Here is a 17,449-nt window from a genome sequence, read left to right as displayed (position 1 = left end):
GCCGCGCTACTCGCAAGTCCGAAGGCACATGGCCGGTCATTCCCAGTTCAAGAACATCATGCACCGCAAGGGCCGCGTCGATGCGGTCCGGTCCAAGATCTTCGGCAAGCTCGCCCGAGAGATCACGGTGGCGGCCAAGCTCGGCACGCCCGATCCGGCGATGAACCCGCGCCTGCGCGCCGCCGTGCTCGCCGCCCGCGCCGAGAACATGCCGAAGGACAACATCGAGCGCGCCATCAAGAAGGCGACCGGGGCCGACGGCGAGAACTACGAGGACATCCGCTACGAGGGCTACGGCCCCGGCGGCGCCGCGCTGATCGTCGAGGCGCAGACCGACAACCGCAACCGCACCGCCAGCGACGTGCGCTCGGCCTTCACCAAGTCCGGCGGGAGCCTCGCCGAGACCGGCGCCGTGGCCTTCATGTTCGACCGCGTGGGCGTGATAGCCTACCCCGCCAGCGTCGCCGACGCCGACACGATGCTGGAAGCGGCCATCGAGGCCGGCGCCGATGACGTGTCCTCCGGCGAGGAGGGCCACGAGATCATCTGCGCGCAGGATTCCTACGGCGAGGTCGCCAAGGCGCTCGAAGCCAAGTTCGGCGACCCGACCCGCACCGGCCTGATCTGGAAGGCGCAGAACACCATCGACGTGGACGACGAGACCGGCGAGAAGCTGATCCGCCTCGTGGAGGTGATCGAGGACCAGGACGACGTGCAGAACGTGTACGTCAACTTCGCCCTGTCCCCGACGCTTATGGCCAAGCTCGAAGCCTGAGCTATCGGTCGAATTGCGGAGCAAGGCGCGGGATGCCGACGCACGAGGGCCGGCGCACCATGGCGGCAGCCCTTCACGGAGCCCGCGCCATGCCAACGACCCTCCTTCCCGGTGCCACCGATGAACGCTGGGAGGCCCTTCTCGCCCGCGATGCGGCGGCGGATGGGCGCTTCGTCTACGCGGTGCGCACCACGGGCGTGTATTGCCGCCCGAGCTGCGCCGCCCGCACCCCGCGCCGGGAGAACGTGACCTTCCACGCGACGGGCGAGGACGCCCGCGCGGCGGGCTTCCGCGCCTGCCTGCGCTGCCGGCCCGACGATCCGCCCCCGGCCGAGCGCCGCCGCGAGGCCATCGCCCGCGCCTGCCGGCTGATCGAGACCGCCGAGACGCCCCCCGCCCTGGCCGACCTCGCCCGGGCGGCGGGGATGAGCGCCTTCCATTTCCACCGGGTGTTCCGCGCGGTGACGGGCGTGACGCCCGCCGCCTTCGCCCGCGCCCGCCGGGCCGCCCGCCTGGAAGAGACCCTGGCGACCGCGCCGACCGTCACCGGGGCGATCTATGACGCCGGCTACGGGGCATCGAGCCGCTTCTATGCCGAGGCCGGCGAACGCCTCGGCATGGCGCCCTCGCGCTACCGCAAGGGTGGCGCCGGGGCGCGGATCCGGTTCGGGGTCGGCGCGTGCACCCTGGGGGCGATCCTCGTGGCGGCGACGGAGCGGGGCCTCTGCGCGATCCTGCTCGGCGACGATCCTGACGCCCTGGTCCGCGACCTTCAGGACCGGTTCCCCGCCGCCGAGCTGATCGGGGGCGATGCGGCGTTCGAGGCGTGGATGGCGCGGGCCATCGGCCTCGTGGAAACGCCGGGCCGGGCGCACGACTTGCCCCTCGACATCGGCGGCACCGCGTTCCAGCAGCGCGTCTGGGAGGCCCTGCGGGCGATCCCAGCGGGGACCACGGCGACCTATGCCGACGTCGCCCGCGCCATCGGCGCGCCGGGCTCGTCGCGGGCGGTGGCGCTCGCCTGCGGCGCCAACGCCATCGCCGTAGCGATTCCCTGCCATCGGGTGGTGCGCTCGGACGGCACCCTCTCCGGCTACCGCTGGGGCGTCGCCCGCAAGCGCGACCTCCTCACCCGCGAGGGGGTGCCGTAGGCCTCACCGTCTCGGACCACCCGGCCCTCCTGGCCCACCCGGCCCTCCGAAGCCGCCGCCCGGCCCGCCGAACCCACCGGGGGGCGCCCCGCCGGGGGGACCGCCGCCAGGGGGGCCGCCGCCGGGCATGCCGCCCGGCCGGCCGAAGCCGTCGCCGCGTCCGGGGCCGCCGAGGCCCGGGATGTCCCCCGATCCGGGGCGGGTGTCGATGGCGGGTCCGCGCGGCTCGAAGCCGCCGAACCGCCCGCCGGTCTCCGGCCCGAACCGGCCCGGCCCGTCCTCGGGCAGGACGCGCATGTCGAGGCGGTCGCGCTCGCGCTCGAACCTGGGTGCCTGCGGCTCCTGCGGCTGCGGCGCGAGGCGTCCGTCGGCGCGCAGGCGCTCCACCGTCAGGCCGCCATCCGGGGCGACGCTCGCCGTCACCACCGCCCGCACGCTGCCCTGGCGCGGCACCGTCGTGTTGGGCCGCCCCGTGACCGCGAGGCCGGAGCCCAGCGAAAGGCCCGGCCCGGCGCGGCCGATATAGGCCTCGATGGAGACGTGGCTGAGGCCCGGCGGGAAGGGCGTGCCGTTGAACGCGGCCATGGTGACGCGCAGCGTGCCCGCCTCGGCCGTGCCGGTGACGAGGGCGCGCTTGCCGGGCACGAGGGCGTCGGCCCCCTGGAGCCGCAGCCCGCCGATGGCGAGCCCGCCCTTCTCCCGACGGACGGGCCCCGCGACGCGATCCGGCCCGGTGGCGCGCGGCTCGACGAGGCTCGCGACGATCACCCCGTCCGGCCGGCGCAGGCCGCTCACCGCCACGCGGGTGCCCTGCGCCCACTCGCCCGCGAGCCCCGCCGTCACCACCCGCTGCCCGAGCACCACGAGGCGGCCGGGCGCGGCGAACTCCACCGGGCCGACCACCTCGCTGGTCACGTCGATGCGCTGCGTGGAGAGCCCGGCCTCGCCTGGGCGGGCCACCACATGCACCACCTGCCCGATCTTCAGCGCCTCGGCGGTGGCGGGCGCGTCGTCGATCCGCACGGCCACGTCCTTCGGGTAGGCGATGCGCAGGTCGTTGACGATGATCGAGCCGAAGCGGCGGATGGTGCCGATCACCCCCGTGCCGCCGATACCCCGGTCGCCGCCGCCCAGCGGCGGCTCGGCGGGCGCCGGCTCCGGCCGGGCGCCGGTTCCGCCGATGCCCTGGTCGCGCGGGGCGTCCTGCGGGCGCGCCAGGGAAGGCGCCAGCCCGGCCGCGCCGGCGAGCAGTTGCAGAACGAGCCGGCGGTGCGGGGGAAGGGCCACGGCGCGGTCCCTCAGCCCTTGTCCGCACGCTCTGCGGCGGCGCCGGGCACCCGGCCCTCCGCCTCGCGATAGACGTAGAGGCCGAAATTCCAGCGATGCGTCCCGCCGGCATCGTCGCGGCAGGCGGCATGGGCCTCGCGGTTCGCCTGAGTCAGCGCCTCCATGGCGAGTTCCCGCGCCCGCGCTTCGAGCTTGCCCGCCAACTCCTCCGACAACCCGTCGTAATGCACCGCGCGCTCCAGGAAGCGCGGGCTGGGGCCGAGGATGTTCTCCGCCGCCGCCGCGAAATGGTCGTGCAGGTTGCGCCCGAAATAATAGAGCTGCGCCTCCGCGTCGCCGTCCGCGCGGGGCAGGTAGGCGGCTTCGGCCAGGACGATCCGGTCCTGCGCATCCGCGAAGGCGAGCCCCCGGTCGAGCCATTCATCGAGCACCGCGCGGGGGCGGACATCCCGCGTCACCCCGGCGACCAGACTCTCGAAGGAGGGCTTGCCCGGCTCGGCGTTGCGCGGCAGGGGCAACGGCTGGCCCTTGGCATCGGTGAAGGCGGGATCGGCGAGCCAGCGCGCCACGATGCGCCCGGTGCGCGAGACCGTCGCCGGCACCGCGCTCACCGGCGCTCCGGCTCCGCGCAGGCGGCGGACCTCCTTGCGGTGGATGCCGGTGAGCAGCGAGACCCGGCTGTCCGTCTGCTCCTTGCCGGGCAGGACGAAGTCGTACTCCGCGACGTTCACGTAGAGTTCCCGCAACAGATCGGTGAGCGCCGGGAAGGTGATTCCCCGCGCCACGAGGAGGCGGATCAGGGGACGCAGCAGCCGCGCCAGCGGCGCGTGAAGCCCTCCCCCCTCCGGCGGCGTATCGCGGCTGTCGGACATGTACCGTCCATAGCGTTTCGGTGCCGTGGGAGACAATCCCACGCTGTGCGTCCGCGCACCGGAAGCTGCGCTATTCCGATTGACGTGGGATTTTTGCACACGTAGGTAATTGGCGTGGTCAAATTTCCCACGAACTGAAAAGGAGCGGGGCGACACCGATGACCGACATGCAGCGCATCCTCGTCGCCCCCGACGTTCCGCCCATGGTCCTCCCCCGGGCCGGCGCCCAACGCCCCTTCCGGGACAACCCCCTTCCGCGGCTCGGGCGCCTTGCCTGGCTCCTCGCCGCGTTCTCGCTGCCCGCCCTCGGGATCACCGTCGCGGATCTGGTCCATCGCGCCGTTGACCCGGAGGCGACGCAGGCCGCCGCCCCGTCCTCCCCCTCAGTCGGGGCTGCGGTTTCACCGGACGCCATCCCCGCCATCCGGCTGGGGATGGCGTCCCCCCACCGTCCGACCCGGGCGCTGCGCGGATGACCCCCTTCACCGCCTCCGGACACCGGAACTCGGAACCCTGCGGCGGCGCCCAGGTCCTCGACCTCGCGCTCTGCCTCATCCTCGCGGTCGCCGTCACCGGCCTGCTGCTCCTCGCCCTCTGAGGACGCCGCCCGCTTCGCCCATCGAGGCTCTTTCATGCGTCATGTGTTCAAGGCCGCGCTCTCCGGAGCGGCGGCGATGTCCTTCGCCGTCGCCGCGCAGGCGGCCGACCTGCCCCGGCAGGCCCCTCCGCCCCCGCCGCCGGCCCTGCCGGTCTTCACCTGGACCGGCTTCTATGCCGGCGTGAACGCGGGCTACGGCTTCTCCACGGGAAGCGGCGGCTTCACCGATCCGACCTACGGCACCGCAACGGGCGGGGGGCGCTCCGGCGGCTTCGCCGGGGGCGGGCAGGTCGGCTACAATTACCAGTTCACGCCGGGCTCCGGCTTCGTGATCGGCGTCGAGACGGACATCCAGGGGGCGGCCTTCGGCAAGGCCGACGCGGCCTATATCGGCGGCACGCCCTATTACAGCATCCGCCCAAGCCTCGATTATTTCGGGACGGTGCGCGGCCGGGTCGGCTACGCCTTCGACCGGGTGATGATCTACGGCACGGGCGGCTTCGCCTATGGCGGCGGATCCCTGCCCGCGGCGGCCTCGGCCTATCCCTATAGCCTGCCGGGCACGACGCGCACCGGCTACACGGTCGGTGGCGGCGTGGAATACGCCTTCACACAGAAGATCTCGGCGAAGGTCGAGGCGCTCTACATGCATCTGGGGCGCGGCTTCAGCGGCGCAGCTTATTACGACGCTTCGGTCCCGGCCTATTACGGGGCCGGCAAGTCCGACGCCGGCTTCGCACTGGTCCGCGCCGGCCTGAACTACCGGTTCTGACCTCCCACTCCGCATTTCGCCGGCTGCAAGACTGCCGGCGAGTGCCTTTTGGCGCATCAACGCTTTGCGAAGTTTGTGAAATAGTCGGTTAGCCGGCCGCACGTCGTTGCCGCTGATTCGGTCCGGCCTAGCTCGCAGCGGGAGTGGGCGCACCGGAGAACCAGCCGTGTCCAACCTTCGCACCCTATTATCGAGTCTCGCCGTTCTCGCGGTCCTGGGGGCGCCCGCCGCCGGGGCGCAGGAAGTGATCCAGACCCCACGCGGCCCCGGCCTGCTCATCCACGGCAATTATTGCGGGCCGGGCAATCGCGGGCCCGCCTTCAAGCCGATCGACGCCCTCGACGCCGCCTGCATGCATCACGATGCGTGCTGGCCGGTGGATCCGGCGATGCTGCCGGCCTGCAGTTGCAACGAGCGGCTGCATGTCGAGGCCGGGCGCGTGGCGCGCGACCCTCGCACGCCGGCCGAGACGCGGCAGACCGCGCGGTTCATCGCCGACCTCGCGACGGCCATGCCCTGCGAACCGCTCGACCACTGATCGGAACGGCCCCGCGATGACGCATCGCGGGGCCGTCCGGGTTCAGGCGGCGTCGGCGGGGTTCGGCGCGGCCTTGGGGCCGCCCTTGGCGACGCCGACGAGCGCCGGGCGCAGCACCCGGTCGCCGATGACGTAGCCGGTCTGCACGACCTGCACGACGGTGCCCGCCGGCACGTCGGGGTTCGGCACCTCGAACATCGCCTGGTGGCGGTTCGGGTCGAACTTCTGTCCCTGCGGCTCCACCGGCTTCACCCCGTGGCGCTCCAGGTTCTTCACGAGATCGCGCTCGGTCAGCTCGATCCCGTCGATCAGGCCCTTGAAGGAGCCCTCGGCGGCATCGCGCTGGTCGGCGGGCACGCTCTCCAGCGCCCGGCGGACGTTGTCGGCGACGTTGAGCATGTCGCGGGCGAAGTTTGTCACGGCATAGGTCCGCGCGTCGGCGACCTCGCGCTCGGTGCGGCGACGGAGATTCTCCATCTCGGCGAGCGTGCGCAGCATCCGATCCTTCAACTCGTCGCGCTCGGCGGTGAGCAGGGCCAGCGCCTCGGCCACGGGATCGACGGAGGCGTCGGCGGGCTTCGGCGCGGCCTCGTCCTCGGGCCGGGCGTGGACGTCCTGAGGCTTTTCGTCGTTCGTCATCGCATCTTCGGGTGAGTGATGGTCCGGGGATAAACCGGGCGTGATATCAGGCCGCGTCCCCGTGAAATCAACCCAAGCCGTTGCGCTTTCGCAGATGTTCGCCCTGCGCGGGCCCTCACGTCTCCCGCAGCGGCGGCGTGGTGACGAGGGCTTCCAGCCCCTCCGCCTTCAGCATGGCCACGTCGGCGGCGAAGACCTGCAGCACGGTCTTGCGAATCGCCACCTGCCGGTCGGGCTGGGTGACGCGGGTGCCGGTGAGGTCGGTCACGTAGAACACGTCGACCGCCCGCTCGCCGAAGGTCGCCACATGCGCCGAGGTGATGTTGAGGTTGAGGGCGCCGAGCGCGCTCGTCAGGTCGAAGAGCAGGCCGGGCCGGTCGAGGCCCGTCACCTCGATCACCGTCTCGCGGCTCGACAGGGCGTTGTCGATGGTCACGTCGGGGGCGACGAGGAAGGTCTTGGCGCGGGCGCTGGTCGGCGGGTGCTTGTCGGCGACGAGTTCCGCGATGCGGATCTCGCCCTTGAGCGCCCGGTCGATCACGTCGGTGATGCGCTTCGTCCGGCGCAGCTCGTCCTCGTCCCGGTCGAAGGCGCGGGAGATCACGAAGGTGTCCAGCGCGAACCCGTCCGCCGTGGTGAAGATCTGCGCATCGACGATGTTCGCCCCCGCCGCCGCGCAGGCCCCGGTGACGATGGCGAGCAGCCTCGGATGGTCCGGCGAATACACCGTTACCTCCGTCACCCCCCGCACCGGATCGAGCCCGACCTCGGTGGCGCTGGTGCGGCCCTCCTCCGTCGTCCGCCGGAGCAGGCGCGCGTTCTTGATCTGGCGGTTGCCGTCGACCTTCAGCCAATAGGCCTGCTTGTGCCGGGCGGCGTAGGTGTCGAACCTGTCCGATTCCCAATCGGGCAATTGCTCGCGCAGGCTCATCTGGATCAGCCGCACCCGGTCGGTGCGGGCGATCTCGGAATGGCCGCCGGAGAGGTACACCTCGGTCTCGTCGTAGAGGGTGCGCAGCAGCGTGCCCTTCCACGCGGTCCAGACGCCCGGCCCCACGGCGGTGATGTCCGCGACGGTGAGGAGGGTGAGGAGCTTCAGCCGCTCCAGGGTCTGCACGATGGAGGCGAAGCGCTCGATCGTCTTGTGGTCGGACAGGTCGCGGCTCTGGGCCGTCATGGACATGAGCAGGTGGTGCTCCACCAGCCACGCCACGGTCTCCGTCTCGGCCGGGCTGAGGCCGAAGCGCGGGCAGAGCTTCTTGGCGATCTGCGCGCCGGCCACCGAATGGTCCTCCGGCCGCCCCTTGGCGATGTCGTGCAGCAGGATCGCGACGTAGAGCGCCAGCCGGTTGTGGATGGAATGGATCAGCCGCGTGACCAGCGGGTAGGTCTCCTCCACCCGCCCGCTCTCGATGGAGGAGAGCACGCCGACCGTGCGGAGCAGATGCTCGTCCACCGTGAAGTGGTGGTACATGTTGAACTGCATCATCGCGACGACGCGGCCGAAATCCGGGATGAACCGGCCGAGCACGCCCGCCTCGTTCATCTCGCGCAGGGCCTCCTCGGGGGCGTTGCGCGAGGTCAGGATCTCCAGGAACAGCCGGTTCGCCTCCTCGTCGCCGCGCAGCGACGGGGTGATGAGGCGCAGCGAGCGCGTGGCGAGCCGCTTGGCATCCGGGTGGATCGGCACGTTGTGGCGATCCGCCAGCCAGAACAGGCGGATGAGGTTCACGGGGTCGCGCTCGAACGCCTCCTCGGCGCGCAGGTTCACCCGGCCGTGGTCGATCCAGAAATCCTCGGCCTCGACGGAGGTCGCGCGGAAGCGGTCGCGGAACTTGCCGATCCAGCGGTCCAGCACGGGGGTGCGCTTGGCGTGGCGCGCCTCCATCTCGGCGCTGACGATGGCGGTGAGATCGCCCACATCCTTGGCGACGCGGAAATACGCCTTCATGAACCGCTCGACGCCCGAGAGGCCGCCCCGCGATTCGTAGCCCAGGCGCTCCGCGATGCGCGGCTGCAGGCCGAAGGACAGGCGCTCCTCGGCGCGCTTGGTGACGAAGTGCATGTGGCAGCGCACCCGCCACAGGAACTCGTCGCAGCGCTCGAACAGCGCGTATTCCTCCGGCGTGAACAGGCCGGCGCCGACGAGTTCGCTCTGGTCGCGCACCCGGTAGGTGTATTTCGCGATCCAGAACAGGGTGTTGAGGTCGCGCAGGCCCCCCTTCCCGTCCTTGACGTTGGGCTCCACGAGGTAGCGCGACATGCCGGCCTTCGCGACGCGGGTGTCGCGCTCGCGCAGCTTCGCCTCCACGAACTCGGAGGCCGAGCCGACGATGACCTCGGCGTCGAAGCGCGTGACCAGTTCCTCGTAGAGGACGCGCGAGCCGAACAGGTAGCGGGCTTCGAGCAGCGCGGTGCGGATCGTCATGTCCGCGCGGCCCTCGCGCAGGCATTCCTCCACCGAGCGGGTGGCGTGGCCGACCTTCAGCTTCAGGTCCCACAGGACGTAGAGCATCGCCTCCACGACGCTCTCGGACCATGCGGTCTGCTTGTAGGGGAGCAGGAACAGCAGATCGATGTCCGAGCCCGGCGCCATCGTGCCCCGGCCGTAGCCACCGGTGGCAACCACCGCCAGTTGCTCGCCCGTGGTCGGATTGTCGTTCGGGTAGAGGCGCCAGACCACGGCATCGTGGATGGCGCGCACCACCGCGTCGGTGAGGCGCGACAGGCTCTGGGCGCAGGCCATGCCGTTGCGGTCGGCCAGAAGTTGCGCCTCCGCCGCCCGGTGGCCCTCTTCGAGGACGCGCCGGAGTTCGGGCACGAGGGCCGCGCGCAGCCGTGTCGGCTCGCGGATGTCCCGGTCGAGGCCGGCGATGATGGGTTCGAGCTCTGCGACGGGATCGAGCATGATGTCCGTTAGCATGATATGCCTACGTTGCCAGTCATGCCGACGCGCCGCAGGTCACAACACCCCCGGCGTCCTGCAAGACGGACGTTCCGTTTGACATAAAGAACGGATCGGCTTAGCTCGGCGGCAAAGACAAGCCGAGGAGACGATTCGATGCCGCTCGCCCGCCGCTCCGTCCTGGGAGCCGCCCTCGCCCTGGCCTTGTGCACGACCGGCCCGGCGAAAGCCGCCGAGCCGACGGAAGTGCGGCTCGATTGGGCGACCTACAATCCCTTGAGCCTTCTCCTGAAGGAGCGCGGCTATGTCGAGGAGGCGCTGAAGCCGAAGGGCATCAAGGTCCGCTGGGTGCAATCCCTCGGGTCGAACAAGGCGCTCGAATTCCTGAATGCCGGGGCCATCGACATCGGCTCGACGGCCGGCGCCGCCGCCCTGGTGGCGCGGATCAACGGCAACCCGATCAAGGCGATCTACGCCTTCTCGCGGCCGGAATGGACCGCCCTCGTCACGCGCAAGGACACGGGCATCACCAAGCCCGCCGACCTGAAGGGCAAGCGCGTGGCGGTGACGCGGGGCACGGACCCGCACATCTTCCTGATCCGCGCCCTGCAGGGCGCCGGGCTGACCGAGAAGGACGCCAAGCTCGTCCTGCTGCAGCACCCGGACGGGCGCACCGCCCTCGACCGGGGCGACGTGGACGCCTGGGCCGGGCTCGACCCGATGATGGCTTCGGCCGAGATCGAGAACGGCGACGTACTGTTCTTCCGCGACCCCGCCGCCAACACCTGGGGCGTGCTCGACGTGCGCGAGGCCTTCGCCAAGGAGAACCCCGACCTCGTGAAGGCGGTGATCGCCGCCTACGAGCGGGTGCGCGCCGAGGCGCTGAAGGACCCGGCCGCCCTCAAAGCGGCACTCGTCGCCGCGACGAAGCTGCCCGAGCCCGTCGTCGCCCGCCAGCTCGAGCGCACGGACCTGTCCCAGCCGGCCATCGGCCCGACCCAGGCCGATGCGATCCGCGCGGCCGGCGTGGCGTTGCAGCAGGCCGGCGTGATCGCTTCGGACGTGGACGTTCCGAAGGCGGTCGACGGGCTGATCGACACGGCCTTCAACCCGCCAGCGGCGCGCTGAGCGGCGCCTCCTCCCGCTCTCGGGGAGACCCGACGGCGGCGATCCGGCAATCGTGGATCGTCGCCCGCGCCGTCTCGATGGCGATGGAGACGGCGGAGAGGGTGGAGGGCTCCGGCTCGCGCTCGCGGGCATAGCGCACCACGTCCGCCGCCAGCCCATCGACCTCGATGGTCAGCGCCTCGATGGCCTGCGGGTCCTTGAGGCGGCGGGCCTCCTGGGTGATCGCGATCAGCCGGTCGATCACGTCGTCGATCCGTTCCCGGCCGAGGCTCGTGAGGCGCTGGCGCACCCAGGCCAGCACCGAGACGAGGCCGCCCGCCAGGGCGCCGAGCAGGTAGAGCGTGTCGCCGTAGCGCTCCACGAAGCCGTGCTGCTCGCGCTCGTAATAGTCGATGGCGCCGGGATGGATCGGGATGCGCGCGCTGGTCGCCGCCACGGTGGTCTCGTAGGCGGGCGCCAGGACGTATTCGGCGGCGTCCGTCTGCTGGGCCGCCGCCGTGCGCTTCTCGAACAATTGCTGCGTGAAATCCGCCGCGATCACCCGGCTGAGCGAGCCCCGCGCCATCAGCCGGTAGGAGGCGCCGACCGTCTTCACGTCGTCGGCGGGCAGCTTCGGGCGGCCGGCGAACAGGCCGCCGGGGATCGTCACCGCCTGGAGCTTCGGGAAGCGCTCGATGATGGCGTCGTCGTCCTCCACGGCGACGAACTCGACCTTGCCGTCCTTCGCCACCGAGCGCACTGCGCCGACGAGGGCGATGGCCTTCGGGGCCGAGGGGGCGATGATGCTGAGGAAGGCGTCGATCCGCTTCTCCTTGAAGGCCGGTGCGACGGCGCCCTCGTCCACGGGCACGAGTTGCACCGTGCCGGCAGGCACCGGGCCGGCGGCGGGAGCCGTCTCCAGGGCGAGGCCGTGATAGGAGAGCAGGTTCTTGAGCAGCCAGTAATCGGCGTCCTTCTGCGCGCCGATGCCGAGGCGCTTGCCGCCGAGCTTGGCGAAGGACTTGATGCCCCCCTGCTCCGGCGAGGCGACGATCATCGCCTGATCGCGCAGGATGGCGAGCGTCAGGCCGTTGGTCGGCAGGAGCACGTCCGGGCGCACCACGGCGAGGTCGGCCCGCCCATCCTGCAACGCCGCGGCGCTCTCGCGCACGTCGTCGAAGGAGAGGATCTTCAGGCGGATGCCCTCCCCGCTCGCGTCGAGGGCATCGGCATAGGCCTTGATGAGGCCCGGCTCGGTGCCGTCCTTGGGCGCCACCGCGATGGTGAGGGTCGTCGGGCGCAGCAGATACCACGCCGCCGCGCCGCCGAGGCAGAGCAACAGGGCGCTGGCCACGAGGAGGACGTCCCGGCGCATCAGGAAATGGGTCAACGCGGCCATGGGGTTCGGTCCTGCGGTCGTGCGCAGGCCAAACGCGGCGGAACCCGTTCTGTGCCCGGCCCTATTCGGCGGCGGGTAGGTGGAGCGCCATGAGCTGGGCCGAGCGGCGGCGCTCGCCCTCGGGCGGGGGCACGCCGATCCGCCGCCTCGCATCGCCCACCGCCTCGTGGACGCTGTCCACCGCCAGGATCAGCGCGCTCACCGTCCGCAGGTCGATGGTGCGCTCGCGGGTATGCGAGACCACGTCGGCGATGAGGTCGTCGATCTCGAGGACGATGGCGTCGAGTTGCTCGACATTCGTGGCGGCGCGAATCTCGCGCAGGATGTCGAGCAGCCGGTCGAGAACGATGTCGATCCGCTCCCGCCGCTTGCGGGCGAGGCGCTGGCCGAGCCACGCGAAGCCCGAGCCGATCGTGCCGCCGAAGAAGGCGACGAGGTAGATGTAATCCTCGTAGCGGTCGAGGAAGGTCTGCTGCTCGCGCTCGAAATAATCGACTGCGCCGGGGTGGTTCGGCAGGCGGGCCGAGGTCGCCGCGACGGTGGTGTCGAAATCGGGCGCCTTCATCAGCTTGGCGATGGGTGCGGCGGCGGCGAGGCGCGAGCGCCACTCGAACAGGTGCTGGGTCGCCGAGGCAACGGCGACGCGGCTCACCGTGCCCCGCGCCATCAGCCGGTAGGACGCGCCGACGGTGCGGATCTCCTCGTCCGGCCGCTTCGGCCGACCGCCGAAGGTGCCGGCGGGAATCGTGACGGATTGCAGTTCGGGGAAGCGCTGCAGGATGGCGTCGCCGTCGGGGATCGACACGAAGCCGATCTTGCGCTCGGGCGAGCCCGCCTCGACGGCCCGGATCACGCTGCCCGCCATCTTCGAGGCGGGGCTCGCGATGATCGCCACGGCATCGACGCGCTTGTCCGCGATGGCCTGGGTGATCTCGCCGAACTTCAGCGGCACCACGAGGACATGGCCGGGCGCGGGCTCGGCGGTGTCGTCGCCGGCGGGCGTGTCGGGCAGGAGATCGTAGAAGGAGAGGACGTTGGTGAGGAAGGGGATGTCCGCCCCGTGCCGCACCACGATGCCGAGGCGCTTGCGGGCGAAATCGGGAAACTCGTCGATGTCGCTGTGCTCGGGACGGGCGACGACCAGCGCCTCGTCGTGCAGGATCGCCAGCGTCAGGCCGTTCTCCGGCAGGAACACGTCGGGGCGGACCACGGCGAGGTCGGCCTTGTTGCGCTGGAGGGCGAGGCCGCTGTCGCGCACGTCCTCGTAGCGCACCACCTTCAGCCGCACATCCTCGCGGGCCCGGTCGAGGGCGGCCGCGTAGGCCTCGATCAGCGCGGCTTCCGGCCCGTCCTGCGGGCCGACCGCCACCGTGAGGGTGTTCGGACGCCACAGGTAGGCGACCCCGCTCGCGAGCGCGATCAAGCCGAGCGCCACCAGGACGAGGAGCCATTCGCGCCGCATCAGGACGGAGGCGGCCGCCCACAGCTTTCGCTGCAGTGCCCCAAGCTTGGAATCAGGAGGTGGGACATCGCCCGGCCTGTCGCGTTGCGCGCGTTCCATGGGTCGTTCATGAAGCGCAAACCTGTCCAGATCGTGAAGAACACGTGAAGCCTCCCTCCGTTGCATCTTCCGGGCCGGAGACACCCAAGCCACCCCCGCGCCCGGTGAGCGCGGCGTGGCTGGAGCGGGCCGCCCTCGACTACCTGCAGCGCTACAGCGCCTCGACCGAGATGCTTCGCCGCACCCTCTCGCGGCGTGTCGAGAAGCGGGCGCGGGCTCGGGGGGAGGAGCCCGCCGCCTTCGCGGAGATGATCGAGGCGACGGTGGCCCGCGCCCTCTCGGCCGGACTCGTGGACGATGCCCGCTTCGCCGAGGGGCGCCTCGCGGCTCTGCGCCGCCTGGGCACCTCGCGCCGGGGGGCGGGCTTCAAGCTCGCCGCCAAGGGCGTGCCGCGCGAGGTGGTCGCTGCCGTGATGGAGGCCGAGCGCGAGGCCTCGCCGGAGGAGGACAGCGAGGAGAAGGCCGCCTGGGCCTATGCCAAGCGCCGCCGCCTCGGCCCCTTCCGCCAGCCGGACCGGCGGGCCGACTACCGGGAGCGCGACCTCGGCAGCCTCGCCCGGCAGGGCTTTCCCTACGGCCTGGCGCGGCGGATCATCGACGCCGACGAGGAACCCGCCTGACGGGGTGCGGCGTTGCGGCTAGGGAGCAGGGGCGTGGTGCCCTTGTATCCGCCCCCGAAACGTTCATCTTCCGTTCCATGGATGACGCCCTCGCCAAGAAGCTCCGCATCCTGGCCGATGCCGCGAAATACGATGCGTCCTGCGCCTCGTCGGGGGCGCCCAAGCGCGCGGCCGGCAAGGACGGGATCGGCTCCACCACGGGGGCCGGGATCTGCCACGCCTACACGCCCGACGGGCGCTGCGTGTCGCTGCTGAAGATCCTGCTGACCAACTGGTGCCTGTTCGATTGCGCCTATTGCGTCAACCGCCGCTCCTCGAACGTGCGGCGGGCGAAGTTCACCGTCGAGGAAGTGGTGAACCTCACGATCAACTTCTACAAGCGTAACTATATCGAGGGTCTGTTCCTGTCCTCGGGCATCATCAAGTCGCCCGACCACACGATGGAGCTGCTGACCCGCGTGGCGAAGTCCCTGCGCCGGGATCACGGCTTCGCGGGCTACATCCACCTCAAGTCGATCCCCGAGGCGAGCCCGTGGCTGATCGAGGAGGCGGGGCTCTACGCCGACCGCCTGTCGATCAACGTCGAATTGCCGACCGAGGCGAGCCTGGGCCGGCTCGCCCCCGAGAAGGACGGCGCGGCGATCCAGAACGCCATGGCGCAGATCGGCGAGCGGATCGTCGAGGCCAAGGCCGAGCGCCGCCGCTTCTCCCCGGCCGGGCATTCGACGCAGGTGATCGTGGGCGCCGACGACACGACCGACGCCGCCCTCATCGCCAAGAGCGAAAACCTCTACGGCAGCGTCGGGCTCAAGCGCGTCTATTACTCGGCCTTCAGCCCGATCCCGGACGGCTCGCAGATCCTGCCCCTGAAGGCCCCGCCGCTCGCCCGCGAGCACCGGCTGTATCAGGCCGATTGGCTGCTCCGGTATTACGAGTTCTCGGCCGAGGAGGTCGCCTCGGCCTCCGAAGGCGGGATGCTCGCCCTCGACATCGATCCGAAGCTCGCCTGGGCGCTGAAGAACCGCGCGCGCTTCCCCGTCGACGTGAACAAGGCCGACCGGGAGATGCTGCTGCGCGTCCCCGGCCTCGGGGCGCGGGCGGTGGACCGGATCGTGAAGGCGCGCAAGCACACGACGCTCCGCCTCGACGACGTGGCGCGGCTGACCTCCAGCCTCAAGCGGGCACGCCCCTTCCTCATCGCCGCCGACCACCGTCCGGTGGCGCTCACCGACCGCGCCGACCTGCGCGCCCGCCTCGTGGAGCCGGCCCAGCAGCTGAGCCTGTTCTGATGGCGGGCGCGACCTCCCGCGCCGCGTCCGCGCGCACCATCCTCCTGCGCCCCGGCGCCGACCTGACGGGCTTCCGCGATGCCGCCCGCCGCCTCGCCGCCGAGGGCGTGCCGCCGGAGGCCGTGACCTTCTCCGCAGAGTCCGCGCCGAGCCTGTTCGGCGACGATGCATCGCCGGGGTCCGACGCGCCCCTCGTCCTGCCCCGGGCGGTCACGTCCCTGATCCCGAGCGTGGTCCCCCATCTAGACCCCGAGCGCTACGGTTTGCTCTACGCCCTGATCTGGCGCGTCCTCCACGGGGAGCGGCACCTGATGGAGGTCGCGAGCGATCCGCTCGTTCACCGCCTGACCCGCATGGCCAAGGCCATCGGCCGCGACCTGCACAAGATGCACGCCTTCCTGCGCTTCCGCCGGGTCGAGGATCCGGCGGGCGAGCGTTACGTCGCGTGGTTCGAGCCCGACCATCACATTCTGGAAGCCGCCGCGCCGTTCTTCGTGCGCCGCTTCGCCGGCATGCGCTGGACGATCCTGACGCCGGAGGGCCGGGCCGTCTGGGACGGGGACACCCTCGCCTATGGCCCGCCGGGCTCCCGCGCCGAGGTGCCCGAGGGCGACGGCTTCGAGGCCGGCTGGCAGACCTATTACGAGACGACCTTCAACCCGGCCCGCGTGAACCCGAAGGCGATGCGCGCGGAGATGCCGAAGAAGTACTGGCGCAACATGCCGGAGACGGCCGCCATCCCCGCCCTGCTGCGGGGCGCGGCGGACCGGACCGCGCAGATGATCGAGAGGGAGCCGACATTGCCCGCACGCCGCGAACCCGCCCGAGCCGTCGCCGCGATGGCGGACCAGGACCCGAAGAGCCTCGACGAGCTCAACGCTATCATCCGCAAGACGGAGCCCCTGGTGCCCGGCGCGACCCAGGCCGTGCTGGGCGAAGGCCCGATCGGCGCTACGGTCGCCTTCGTCGGCGAGCAGCCGGGCGATCAGGAGGATTTGAAGGGCCGCCCGTTCGTGGGGCCGGCGGGGCAGCTCCTGGCCCGCGCCATGGCGGAGGCCGGCATCGACCGCGAGGCGAGCTACCTCACTAACGCGGTGAAGCACTTCAAATTCACCCTGCGCGGCAAGCGCCGCATCCATGAGAAGCCGACGGCCGGCGAGGTGAGCCATTACCGCTGGTGGCTCGACCGCGAACTCGACTTCGTGGCGCCGAAGCTCGTCGTGGCGCTCGGCGCGACGGCGGTGCTGGCGCTGACGGGCAAGGCGATCCCGATCACCCGCGCCCGCGGCCCCTTCCGGTTCGACCGACTGGACAACCGCTTCCAGGGCTACATCACCGTCCACCCCTCCTACCTGCTGCGCCTACCCGACGAGGCCAAGGAGGAGGCCTATGCCGCCTTCATCACCGACCTGAAGCGTATTGCCACGCTTGGGGCCGAGCTCGCGGCGTGAGGCGCCGGTTTTAATCCCTTGTGCTGCGTGCGACGAGGCACGTCGCTCCGGGAAAGACGTTCCTATATCTCTCTCATGACAGATGAAGCGGACGCCAATAAGCGATCCGCGATGCGCAAAGAGAGAGTAATAAAGATGAAGACCCGTATCGCCGCCGCCGTCGCCGCCCTCGTGATCGGTGCCGCCGCCCCCGTCACCTCCGCGACGGCCTACCCGTTCTCCCGTGACACGGGTCCGATCTACACCGGCTCCATCGGCGTCCACGACTCGCAGTTCTACGAGTCTCACCCCGGCTATTGCCGCCCGAGCTCGGCCGCCGAGGGCAACGCCAACCAGCAGACCCGCCCGGTGAAGCAGTACGGCCAGACCACCGGCGGCAACCGCTGCTGAGACCCACACCAACGCCAGTGCATGAGGCGGCGGGGCCCAAGTGCCCCGCCGCTTGTTTTTTGGTATAGGTCAGAACTGACACGATTCCGACGGTC

General features: G+C 71.1%; 17 protein-coding genes. 11 read left to right on the top strand and 6 right to left on the bottom strand.

Going from position 1 to position 17,449, the window contains the following annotated elements; translation table 11 throughout:
- Nucleotides 1-28 precede the first annotated feature (28 nt).
- Entirely contained in the window at nt 29-775 is a 747-nt protein-coding gene (locus tag AAHF99_RS03095; protein ID WP_342162614.1) for a YebC/PmpR family DNA-binding transcriptional regulator, read from the top strand.
- Between the two features lie 89 nt (nt 776-864).
- Nucleotides 865-1,926, top strand: a complete 1,062-nt coding sequence (gene ada, locus AAHF99_RS03090) for a bifunctional DNA-binding transcriptional regulator/O6-methylguanine-DNA methyltransferase Ada (RefSeq protein ID WP_342162613.1) — start codon at nt 865-867, stop codon at nt 1,924-1,926.
- Nucleotides 1,927-1,929: 3 nt separating this feature from the next.
- On the opposite strand, the gene AAHF99_RS03085 is transcribed toward ada, so the two are convergent.
- Together AAHF99_RS03085 and AAHF99_RS03080 are read right to left on the bottom strand one after the other, a co-directional pair.
- The gene (locus AAHF99_RS03085) at nt 1,930-3,213 is read right to left on the bottom strand and encodes a DUF5666 domain-containing protein (protein WP_342162612.1); all 1,284 of its coding nucleotides are present in this window, start codon (nt 3,211-3,213) and stop codon (nt 1,930-1,932) included.
- A gap of 11 nt (nt 3,214-3,224) precedes the next feature.
- A complete protein-coding gene (locus AAHF99_RS03080; protein ID WP_342162611.1) occupies nt 3,225-4,085 on the bottom strand; it encodes a DUF6502 family protein in 861 nt (286 codons plus the stop codon).
- 158 nt (nt 4,086-4,243) lie between these two features.
- On the opposite strand from AAHF99_RS03080, the gene AAHF99_RS03075 reads away from it, so the two are divergent.
- The 4 genes from AAHF99_RS03075 to AAHF99_RS03060 all read left to right on the top strand — a co-directional run bounded on the left by AAHF99_RS03075 (nt 4,244) and on the right by AAHF99_RS03060 (nt 5,993).
- On the top strand, nt 4,244-4,561 hold the full coding sequence (locus AAHF99_RS03075) for a hypothetical protein (RefSeq protein WP_342162610.1): 318 nt from the start codon (nt 4,244-4,246) through the stop codon (nt 4,559-4,561).
- On the top strand, nt 4,558-4,683 hold the full coding sequence (locus tag AAHF99_RS03070) for a hypothetical protein (RefSeq protein WP_342162609.1): 126 nt from the start codon (nt 4,558-4,560) through the stop codon (nt 4,681-4,683). The genes AAHF99_RS03075 and AAHF99_RS03070 overlap by 4 nt, the downstream gene beginning before the upstream one ends.
- A gap of 34 nt (nt 4,684-4,717) precedes the next feature.
- Nucleotides 4,718-5,455, top strand: coding sequence for an outer membrane protein (locus AAHF99_RS03065; protein WP_342162608.1), 738 nt, complete (start codon nt 4,718-4,720; stop codon nt 5,453-5,455).
- 166 nt (nt 5,456-5,621) lie between these two features.
- Nucleotides 5,622-5,993, top strand: a complete 372-nt coding sequence (locus AAHF99_RS03060; protein ID WP_342162607.1) for a hypothetical protein — start codon at nt 5,622-5,624, stop codon at nt 5,991-5,993.
- Nucleotides 5,994-6,035: 42 nt separating this feature from the next.
- Here the strand turns inward: AAHF99_RS03060 and grpE are convergent, their stop codons facing one another.
- Both grpE and AAHF99_RS03050 read right to left on the bottom strand, forming a co-directional pair.
- Nucleotides 6,036-6,632, bottom strand: a complete 597-nt coding sequence (grpE, locus tag AAHF99_RS03055; protein ID WP_342162606.1) for a nucleotide exchange factor GrpE — start codon at nt 6,630-6,632, stop codon at nt 6,036-6,038.
- 115 nt (nt 6,633-6,747) lie between these two features.
- The gene (locus tag AAHF99_RS03050) at nt 6,748-9,540 is read right to left on the bottom strand and encodes a [protein-PII] uridylyltransferase (protein WP_342162605.1); all 2,793 of its coding nucleotides are present in this window, start codon (nt 9,538-9,540) and stop codon (nt 6,748-6,750) included.
- 153 nt (nt 9,541-9,693) lie between these two features.
- Between AAHF99_RS03050 and AAHF99_RS03045 the strand changes: the two genes are divergently transcribed.
- A complete protein-coding gene (locus AAHF99_RS03045) occupies nt 9,694-10,665 on the top strand; it encodes an aliphatic sulfonate ABC transporter substrate-binding protein (protein ID WP_342162604.1) in 972 nt (323 codons plus the stop codon).
- On the opposite strand, the gene AAHF99_RS03040 is transcribed toward AAHF99_RS03045, so the two are convergent.
- Both AAHF99_RS03040 and AAHF99_RS03035 read right to left on the bottom strand, forming a co-directional pair.
- On the bottom strand, nt 10,643-12,043 hold the full coding sequence (locus AAHF99_RS03040; protein ID WP_342162603.1) for a TAXI family TRAP transporter solute-binding subunit: 1,401 nt from the start codon (nt 12,041-12,043) through the stop codon (nt 10,643-10,645). The two genes, AAHF99_RS03045 and AAHF99_RS03040, sit on opposite strands and share 23 nt — an antisense overlap.
- 61 nt (nt 12,044-12,104) lie before the next feature.
- Nucleotides 12,105-13,505 carry a TAXI family TRAP transporter solute-binding subunit gene (locus AAHF99_RS03035; protein ID WP_342162873.1) on the bottom strand — a complete coding sequence of 467 codons (1,401 nt, stop codon included), beginning with the start codon at nt 13,503-13,505 and terminating at the stop codon, nt 12,105-12,107.
- A 143-nt stretch (nt 13,506-13,648) separates the two neighbouring features.
- Here AAHF99_RS03035 and AAHF99_RS03030 point away from each other — a divergent pair, with 143 nt between their 5' ends.
- From AAHF99_RS03030 to AAHF99_RS03015, 4 genes are all read left to right on the top strand, one after another.
- The gene (locus tag AAHF99_RS03030; protein ID WP_342162602.1) at nt 13,649-14,224 is read left to right on the top strand and encodes a regulatory protein RecX; all 576 of its coding nucleotides are present in this window, start codon (nt 13,649-13,651) and stop codon (nt 14,222-14,224) included.
- A gap of 77 nt (nt 14,225-14,301) precedes the next feature.
- Nucleotides 14,302-15,513, top strand: coding sequence for a putative DNA modification/repair radical SAM protein (locus tag AAHF99_RS03025; RefSeq protein ID WP_342162601.1), 1,212 nt, complete (start codon nt 14,302-14,304; stop codon nt 15,511-15,513).
- Nucleotides 15,513-16,964, top strand: coding sequence for a UdgX family uracil-DNA binding protein (locus tag AAHF99_RS03020; protein WP_342162600.1), 1,452 nt, complete (start codon nt 15,513-15,515; stop codon nt 16,962-16,964). The genes AAHF99_RS03025 and AAHF99_RS03020 overlap by 1 nt, the downstream gene beginning before the upstream one ends.
- A gap of 135 nt (nt 16,965-17,099) precedes the next feature.
- Nucleotides 17,100-17,354 carry a hypothetical protein gene (locus AAHF99_RS03015; protein WP_342162599.1) on the top strand — a complete coding sequence of 85 codons (255 nt, stop codon included), beginning with the start codon at nt 17,100-17,102 and terminating at the stop codon, nt 17,352-17,354.
- Nucleotides 17,355-17,449 lie beyond the last annotated feature (95 nt).

The sequence above is a fragment of the Methylobacterium litchii genome (genome assembly GCF_038442315.1).
Taxonomy (GTDB): Bacteria; Pseudomonadota; Alphaproteobacteria; order Rhizobiales; family Beijerinckiaceae; genus Methylobacterium; species Methylobacterium litchii.
Note: the sequence above shows the minus strand (reverse complement) of the source record. Positions and strands in the feature narration are given on the sequence as shown.

Excerpts from the sequence above, each read along its gene's own strand:
- AAHF99_RS03095 (WP_342162614.1), top strand. The coding sequence starts at position 29 with ATGGCCGGTCATTCCCAGTTCAAGAACATCATGCACCGCAAGGGCCGC.
- AAHF99_RS03050 (WP_342162605.1), bottom strand. The coding sequence starts at position 9,540 with ATGCTCGATCCCGTCGCAGAGCTCGAACCCATCATCGCCGGCCTCGAC.
- AAHF99_RS03040 (WP_342162603.1), bottom strand. The coding sequence starts at position 12,043 with ATGGCCGCGTTGACCCATTTCCTGATGCGCCGGGACGTCCTCCTCGTG.
- AAHF99_RS03065 (WP_342162608.1), top strand. The coding sequence starts at position 4,718 with ATGCGTCATGTGTTCAAGGCCGCGCTCTCCGGAGCGGCGGCGATGTCC.
- AAHF99_RS03015 (WP_342162599.1), top strand. The coding sequence starts at position 17,100 with ATGAAGACCCGTATCGCCGCCGCCGTCGCCGCCCTCGTGATCGGTGCC.
- AAHF99_RS03075 (WP_342162610.1), top strand. The coding sequence starts at position 4,244 with ATGACCGACATGCAGCGCATCCTCGTCGCCCCCGACGTTCCGCCCATG.
- ada (WP_342162613.1), top strand. The coding sequence starts at position 865 with ATGCCAACGACCCTCCTTCCCGGTGCCACCGATGAACGCTGGGAGGCC.
- AAHF99_RS03020 (WP_342162600.1), top strand. The coding sequence starts at position 15,513 with ATGGCGGGCGCGACCTCCCGCGCCGCGTCCGCGCGCACCATCCTCCTG.
- AAHF99_RS03045 (WP_342162604.1), top strand. The coding sequence starts at position 9,694 with ATGCCGCTCGCCCGCCGCTCCGTCCTGGGAGCCGCCCTCGCCCTGGCC.
- AAHF99_RS03080 (WP_342162611.1), bottom strand. The coding sequence starts at position 4,085 with ATGTCCGACAGCCGCGATACGCCGCCGGAGGGGGGAGGGCTTCACGCG.
- AAHF99_RS03025 (WP_342162601.1), top strand. The coding sequence starts at position 14,302 with ATGGATGACGCCCTCGCCAAGAAGCTCCGCATCCTGGCCGATGCCGCG.
- grpE (WP_342162606.1), bottom strand. The coding sequence starts at position 6,632 with ATGACGAACGACGAAAAGCCTCAGGACGTCCACGCCCGGCCCGAGGAC.
- AAHF99_RS03035 (WP_342162873.1), bottom strand. The coding sequence starts at position 13,505 with ATGCGGCGCGAATGGCTCCTCGTCCTGGTGGCGCTCGGCTTGATCGCG.
- AAHF99_RS03070 (WP_342162609.1), top strand. The coding sequence starts at position 4,558 with ATGACCCCCTTCACCGCCTCCGGACACCGGAACTCGGAACCCTGCGGC.